This window comes from Streptomyces sp. NPDC031670 (assembly GCF_055580545.1).
Genome location: NZ_JBVILC010000001.1, coordinates 389721 through 396220, shown reverse-complemented (window position 1 = coordinate 396220; position 6500 = coordinate 389721). Strand labels below are relative to the sequence as shown.

Annotated in this window: 6 protein-coding genes; 4 read left to right on the top strand and 2 right to left on the bottom strand. The window is 74.7% G+C overall.

What is annotated here, in order from left to right; genetic code table 11:
- Nucleotides 1–152: 152 nt before the first annotated feature.
- Complete coding sequence (locus ACZ5ID_RS01770; protein ID WP_468892466.1) at nucleotides 153–491, bottom strand: hypothetical protein; 339 nt, start codon at nucleotides 489–491, stop codon at nucleotides 153–155.
- 162 nt (nucleotides 492–653) lie between these two features.
- On the opposite strand from ACZ5ID_RS01770, the gene ACZ5ID_RS01765 reads away from it, so the two are divergent.
- The 4 genes from ACZ5ID_RS01765 to ACZ5ID_RS01750 all read left to right on the top strand — a co-directional run bounded on the left by ACZ5ID_RS01765 (nucleotide 654) and on the right by ACZ5ID_RS01750 (nucleotide 5796).
- Entirely contained in the window at nucleotides 654–1811 is a 1158-nt protein-coding gene (locus tag ACZ5ID_RS01765) for a serine hydrolase domain-containing protein (protein WP_468892464.1), read from the top strand.
- Between the two features lie 94 nt (nucleotides 1812–1905).
- Nucleotides 1906–2154 (top strand): ribbon-helix-helix protein, CopG family, encoded by a 249-nt coding sequence (locus tag ACZ5ID_RS01760; RefSeq protein WP_468892462.1) that lies wholly within the window; start codon nucleotides 1906–1908, stop codon nucleotides 2152–2154.
- 2 nt (nucleotides 2155–2156) lie between these two features.
- Entirely contained in the window at nucleotides 2157–2528 is a 372-nt protein-coding gene (locus ACZ5ID_RS01755; RefSeq protein ID WP_406552481.1) for a toxin Doc, read from the top strand.
- A gap of 67 nt (nucleotides 2529–2595) precedes the next feature.
- A complete protein-coding gene (locus tag ACZ5ID_RS01750; protein ID WP_468892460.1) occupies nucleotides 2596–5796 on the top strand; it encodes an amidohydrolase family protein in 3201 nt (1066 codons plus the stop codon).
- A 13-nt stretch (nucleotides 5797–5809) separates the two neighbouring features.
- On the opposite strand, the gene ACZ5ID_RS01745 is transcribed toward ACZ5ID_RS01750, so the two are convergent.
- Entirely contained in the window at nucleotides 5810–6427 is a 618-nt protein-coding gene (locus tag ACZ5ID_RS01745) for a TetR/AcrR family transcriptional regulator (protein ID WP_468892458.1), read from the bottom strand.
- Nucleotides 6428–6500 lie beyond the last annotated feature (73 nt).

The following is a 6500-nucleotide window of genomic DNA, read 5'->3' as shown; positions in this document are numbered from 1 at the left end:
TGGGATGGCACGGGGACTGTAGAGGGGATCGACACCGGTGTCTCAAACCGTGGGCCCCCCCCCCCCAAACGACAGAAGAAGGGGGGAAGGGGGGGTGCCGCCCGGCCGGGCGGCACCCCTCACCTGCATCCGTACCTCGCTGACGCCCGACTTCATGCCGGCTCGACGACGCCCGCGGACGGTGACTTCCGGAACACCGTCCCGGAGTGGCCCCCTCCCGGCTCCCCGCTCTTCGGCGTCCTGTACGAGGCCGGCTCGCCGGTACTCCTGGCCACGGCCGTCAACGCGGCCCGGACCCCGACTCGTTCGCGGCCCGTCGCGCCGGACCCTTTGGCCGAAGCGCCCTCGCCCTCGCCCGGCTCCGGTTCCGGCGAGCCGATTCCGTCGCTCCCGCCCTCGTGCTCGAACTCGCCGCTCCCGCGTCCCGCCAGCATCACCGCGAGCGCCGCTCCCGCGGTCGCCAGCGCGATGCCCATGCCCCCAACGCGCACCGGTCACATTCCTTCCCCCGTGGTGAAAAATCCTCGTGATCCTAGTCGTTCGCGCAGGTGACAGGGGTGCGAAGGGATCGTTGGGCGAGGGACCGATGAGTTCCGGGGCCACCGGCGGTCTTCCTTTTCGACTGCCCAGTACCGACATGTGAAGGCGGACCGATGAGCGAGCTGCACGACATCCTCGACAAGCACGTGGGCGCCGGCCGCGCGCCGGGGGCCGTGGCCCTGGTGGTGCGGGGCGACCGGGTGGAGGTGGCCGCCCTCGGCTCCACCGACGCCGGGGGCAGCACCCCCATGGCCCGGGACTCGATCTTCCGTATCGCCTCGCTCACCAAGCCGATCATGGCGGCGGCGGTGATGACGCTGGTCGACGAGGGCCGGATCGCACTGGACTCGCCGGTGGCCCGGTGGCTGCCGGAACTGGCGTCCCCCACCGTGGTGCGGACGCCCGCGAGCCCCCTCGACGACGTGGTCCCGGCCGTCCGCCCCATCACGGTGGAGGACCTGCTCACCTTCCGCGCCGGATACGGCTTCCCGGCCGACTTCTCGCTCCCCGCGGTCGCACCGCTCTTCACCGAGCTGCTCCAGGGCCCCCCGCAGCCGCAGGCCGTGGCGGCACCGGACGCGTGGATGGCGGCGCTCGGCCGCATCCCGATGCTGCACCAGCCGGGGGAGGCCTGGCTGTACAACCTCTGCTCCGACATCCAGGGCGTCCTGGTCGCCCGGGCCGCCGGCCTCCCGCTGCCCGACTTCCTGGCCGAGCGGATCTTCGAGCCGCTGGGCATGACCGACACCGGCTTCGCGGTCCCGGCCGCCGACCTGGGCCGCTTCACCGGCTACTACCGGGCCGGCGGCGCCGACCACGGCGGCCTGGAACAGGTCGACGCGCAGGACGGGCAGTGGAGCACCCTGCCCGCGTTCCCGTCCGGGGCGGGCGGGCTCGTCTCGACCGTCGACGATCTGCACACCTTCGCCCGGATGCTGCTCGCCGCGGGGACGCTCGACGGCCGCCGCGTGCTGTCGCCCGCCGCCGTGCGGCAGATGACGACCGATCACCTCACGCCCGCCCAGCGCGAGACGGGCAGGCTGTTCCTCAGCGGTCAGGGCTGGGGGTTCGGCGGCTCGGTCGACATCGAGCCGGACGAGCCGTGGCACGTGCCGGGCCGGTACGGCTGGGTCGGCGGCACCGGAACGGCCGCGTACATCGTCCCCTCCACCGGCACGGTCACGATCCTGCTCACCCAGCTGGAGCTGGGCGGCCCCAGCCCGCTGCCCGACGCGATGCACGACTTCTGGCGGTACGCGGCGAACGCCTGACCCCCGTCCCGGACTTGCCCGCCGGACGCGAGGGCGGCGGGACCGTTTCGGACGAGACCGCCCCGCTCCGGGCGGCCTGCGGTACGGTCGAGACATGTCCAAGTCGGTGACGATCCGGGTCGACGACCAGCTGCACGCGCTGCTCAAGGAGCGCGCGGCGGCGGAGGGGTCGACGGTGACCGCGCTCATCACACAGGCGGCGTACGAGGCGGTCCGCGATCCACGGCTGGAAGGCGCGGCCGAGGTCTTCCGCTCCTTCATCGCCGAACAGGGCGACGCCTTCGACGCGGCCTTCCCGGAGGACGCACCCGGCCGGGGGGACACCTCGGGGCGGGCCGCCTGACGGTGGAGTTCCACATCGACATCCGCTGGCTGCTCGAGCGCCAGACGGAAGTGCTGCCCAAACAGCCCACCGTCCACGACTTCTCCAGCCTGGTGGCCGCCGTCGGCCGCCACCGCGTCAACACCCCCCGGGTGGAGGCGACCGTCGACAACTCCTGGCGGGCGGGGGCCCTGATGCACGCGATCATCCGTCTGCGCCCGCTGCCCGCCCGCAACGCGCTCTTCGGTGCCGCGGTGGTCGTCGCGTACATGAACGCCGCGGGCGAGGGCCTGGACGCCCCGTACGGCGCCCTCATCGACCTCGCCCGCGACATGGACGCGGGCCACACCGACGCCTATGACGCGGCCGACCGGATACGGTCCTGGCGGATCTGACCGTCGCCCGTCTGGCCGGAACGGCACGGTTGCCCACGGGGTGCGTGGTGCGCCAGCGTGTGGGGGCATGGATCGTGACACCGGCGGCCTCGCCGCGAGCTCCCTGTCCCGTCGTCAACTGCTCGCCGCCGCCGGTGCGGCCGGGGCCGTCACCGCCGTCGGCACGGTCCCCGCGGCTGCCCGCCCGCGCGCCGGGCTCCCCCTGTCGTTCAGCGAGGCCACCAACGGCTCCGCGAGCCTGTCGCCCGCCGGGGACCGGCTGGTCGCCGAGGTCCAGAGCGTGCTGTGGTCGCTGCCACGGCACGGCGGCGAGGCGGTGCCGCTCACCCCGGCGGGGCTGGAACCGCTGCGGCCCGTCCACTCGCCCGACGGCTCGCTCATCGCCTTCTGCGCCTATCGGGGCGGCGGCTACCACGTGTGGACCATGCGGCCGGACGGCTCGGACGTGCGCCGGCGCACCGACGGGCCGTGGGACGACCGGGGACCGGCCTGGTCGCCCGACGGAACCCGGATCGCCTTCGCTTCCGAGCGCGCGGGCGACCCGGTGGAGGGCAGCGCGTACCGCGTCCATGTGCTGGACCTGCGGACCGGGCGGCTCACCCGGCTGACCGGGCTCCCCGGTCAGGACGGGCCGCTCCAGGACGGCGGCTGGGAGGACTTCGACCCCACCTGGTCCCCGGACGGCACGCGCGTGCTGTTCGTGCGCGCGAAGGTCGTCACCACCGCGCTGGGACTCGGTGTGGAGGCGCGGACCGTCGCGGCCGTCGCGGCCGACGGCGCCGGACCCGTCGGCGTCGTCCACACGGAGAGCGCAGCCGCGCAGGTCATGTGCCCCGCGCTCGCGCCCGACGGCCACCGGCTCGCGTATCTGTGCACCACGGCCGCGCCGAACGGCTCCTGCGTGCTGGTCGTCGACGGTGAACGGGTGGCCGTCGCCGGGGACATCGCGCCGGTGCCGCCGCGCTGGACGGCCGCCGGGGAGCTGCTGCTGACGGTCGACGGGCACTTCACCCTCGTACGGCCGGAGCGGCCCGGTGAGCCGGAGCCGATCCCGTTCGAGGGCGTGCTGCCGGTGGAGCGCCCGCGGTACCGCGTCAAGGAGTACGACCTCGGCGAGGGGCGGGTGCGGCCGGTGCGGGGCGTCCATCTGCCCGCGCTCTCGCCCGACGGGCGGCACATCGCCTTCGCCGCCCTCAACACGCTGTGGCTGGTGGACACTTCGGGTACCGGGGTGCCCCGGCGGCTGCGTACGTCGGCGCCGACGCGCTATCTGCTCGGTCCGGTCTGGACCCGCGACGGGACGGCGCTGCTCTACACCGACGACCGCGACGGGCTGCTCGGCGTGTACCGACGGGATCTGGCCACCGGTGAGGAGACCGCGCTGGCCACCGGCGGCCGGGTGCACCCGGCGCTCTCGCCCGACGGCACCCGGCTCGCCTGCTTCGACATGACCGGCCGCCTCCTCCTGCGCGACCTGGCATCCGGTACCGAACGCGTCCTGGCCGCGCCCCTGGGCGGCGGCGGCCTGCCGGGCCGTCCCAGCTGGTCGCCCGACGGGCGCCGGCTCGCGTTCTGCGACCGCAACCGTCTCAACGCGCGCTTCAGGGAGGGCTACAACCTCATCCGGGTCGTGGACACCGAGACCGGCACCGCCCGTCCGCACGCGGTGGCGCCGCACGTCTCCGTCTCCGACCGGTACGACTCGGGGCCCGTCTGGTCGCCCGACGGACGCTGGATGGCGGTGATCGTCGAGTCCGCCCTCTGTCTGCTGCCCGTCGCCCCCGACGGCACCCCGCAGGGCCCGCCGCGCACCCTCACCGACGAGCCCGCCGACCACCCCTCCTGGTCCGGGGACTCCAGGACGCTGCTGTACCTGTCCGGCTCGCGCCTGCGGCTCATCGGCGCCGAGGGCGGGCCCGCGCGCACGGTTCGGGTGGCGCTCCAGGCGCGTACGCCCGCGCCCGCCGACACCGTGGTGCACGCCGGGCGGCTGTGGGACGGGACCGGCGAGAGGGTCCGGGACGACGTCGACATCGTCGTACGGGACGGGCGCATCACCTCCGTCGAGCCGCACCGCGGCGGCCGGGGCGCGCTGCGACGGATCGACGCCTCGCGGCGTACGGTCGTGCCCGGTCTGTGGGACACGCACACCCACCCCTGGCAGAGCACCTACGGTGGCCGCCAGACGGTGGGCCAGCTCACCTACGGGATCACCACCGCCGTCTCCCTCGGCGGGTTCGCCTACGAACAGGCCCGGATCCGCGAGGCGGTCGCCGCGGGGCAGCTCGCCGGGCCCCGGCTGCTGACCACGGGGGAGCTGCTCGACGGCTCCCGGGTGGCGTACAGCATGGGGCGCGCCCATCGCACCAGGGCGGGGCTGCGCCGGTCGCTGGAGCGGGGCGCGGCACTGGACTGGGACTTCGTCAAGACCTATGTGCGGGCGCCCGGCTGGGTGATGGAGGAGGCGGCGCGGTTCGCGCACGAACGCCTCGGGGTGCGCGCCGGAAGCCATCTGCTGTCGCCCGGTGTCCAGTTGGGACAGGACCTGACGACGCATCTCCAGGCCACCCAGCGCGCCGAGGCCGGCCATGCCACCACCGCGTCGGGGCACGCGTACGAGGACGTGGTGGAGATCTACTCGGCGCGGGGGGTGAACTTCGCGCTCATCGCCACACCGTTCACCTCGGCGCCGCTGATCGGGGCCGATCCCGGGCTCGCGGCGGATCCGCGGGTCACCGTGGTGATGCCGCCGTGGGACGCCGCGGCGGTGCGGCAGTCGGCGGGCGTGCCACCGACCGAGGCCCAGCTCGCCACCCTCCGCACGGAGACGGACGTCTACCGCCGGGTCCTCGCGGCGGGCGGCCTGGTGGCGCTAGGCACGGACGCCCCGATCGTGCCCGTGGGCCTCTCGCTGCACCTGGGGCTGCGCGCGCTGCACCGGGGCGGACTCTCCCCGGCGGCGGCCCTGCGTACCGCGACCGTGCTCCCGGCCCGCCTCTTCGGGGTCGAGCGCCATCTCGGCACCGTGGAGCAGGGGAAGCTCGCCGATCTGACGGTGGTGGACGGCGACCCGTTCGAGGACTTCGACGCGATGGTGCGGACCGTCTCGGTGCTGCGGGGCGGAGTGCCGTATGCCACCGAGGAGTTGGTGGACGCCTTCGAGGCACCGGAGCGGCACGCCGACGCCGACGAGGCGTGGCTGTCGGTGGGGCGGCTGATGCGGCGCGGCGGGTGCTGCGACATGGAGGCCGCGCTCCTGCCCGGGTGAGCGCGCCCGGCGGTCAGCGGCTCGCGGCGACCGCCGCCACGACGGCGTGGGCCAGCCGCGTGACATAGGCGTCGTCGGTCGGGCCGCCGGCCGCCAGCACGCGGAAGTACAGCGGCGCGCCGAACAGGTCGGTGGCCAGGGCCGTGTCGATGCCGGGCGGCAGCTCGCCCCTGTGCGCCGCGCGGTCCAGGAGGGTGGCGACCGCCGCGCGGCGGGGCCCGAGGACCGCCAGGTGCAGCGCGTCGTGGAGCGAGGCGCTGCGGGCGGACTCGGCCAGCAGGTCGGGGATGATCCGGCCCACCAGCGGGTGGCGCAGGGCGCGCAGGGTCTCGTGGAGGAACCGCTCGACGTCGCCGTGCAGCGATCCCGCGTCGGTGGTCGTGGGGATGTGGGCGGCGGCGGCCTCGGAGACCAGCTCGACGACCATGGCCTCCTTGGACGGCCAGCGGCGGTAGAGCGCGGCCTTGCCGACACCCGCGCGGCGGGTCACGGCCTCCATGGACATCCGCGCGTACCCGGACTCCGCCAGCTCCTCGAACATGGCGCGGCGGATCGTCTCGGTCACGGACTCGCGCAGTACACCCGCTCCCGCGGGCGGGCGGCGCACTTCGTCGTCGGGGAGGGCGGCCATGATCGGAGGCTAACACGGAACGGAACGGTTGCGTTCCACGCCTCCCGGGAGTACGTTCCGCTACGAGCCGGAA

What these genes read in the sequence shown, in the direction of transcription:
- ACZ5ID_RS01765 (WP_468892464.1), top strand. Translation starts at nt 654, where the DNA reads ATGAGCGAGCTGCACGACATCCTCGACAAGCACGTGGGCGCCGGCCGC.
- ACZ5ID_RS01760 (WP_468892462.1), top strand. Translation starts at nt 1,906, where the DNA reads ATGTCCAAGTCGGTGACGATCCGGGTCGACGACCAGCTGCACGCGCTG.
- ACZ5ID_RS01750 (WP_468892460.1), top strand. Translation starts at nt 2,596, where the DNA reads ATGGATCGTGACACCGGCGGCCTCGCCGCGAGCTCCCTGTCCCGTCGT.
- ACZ5ID_RS01745 (WP_468892458.1), bottom strand. Translation starts at nt 6,427, where the DNA reads ATGGCCGCCCTCCCCGACGACGAAGTGCGCCGCCCGCCCGCGGGAGCG.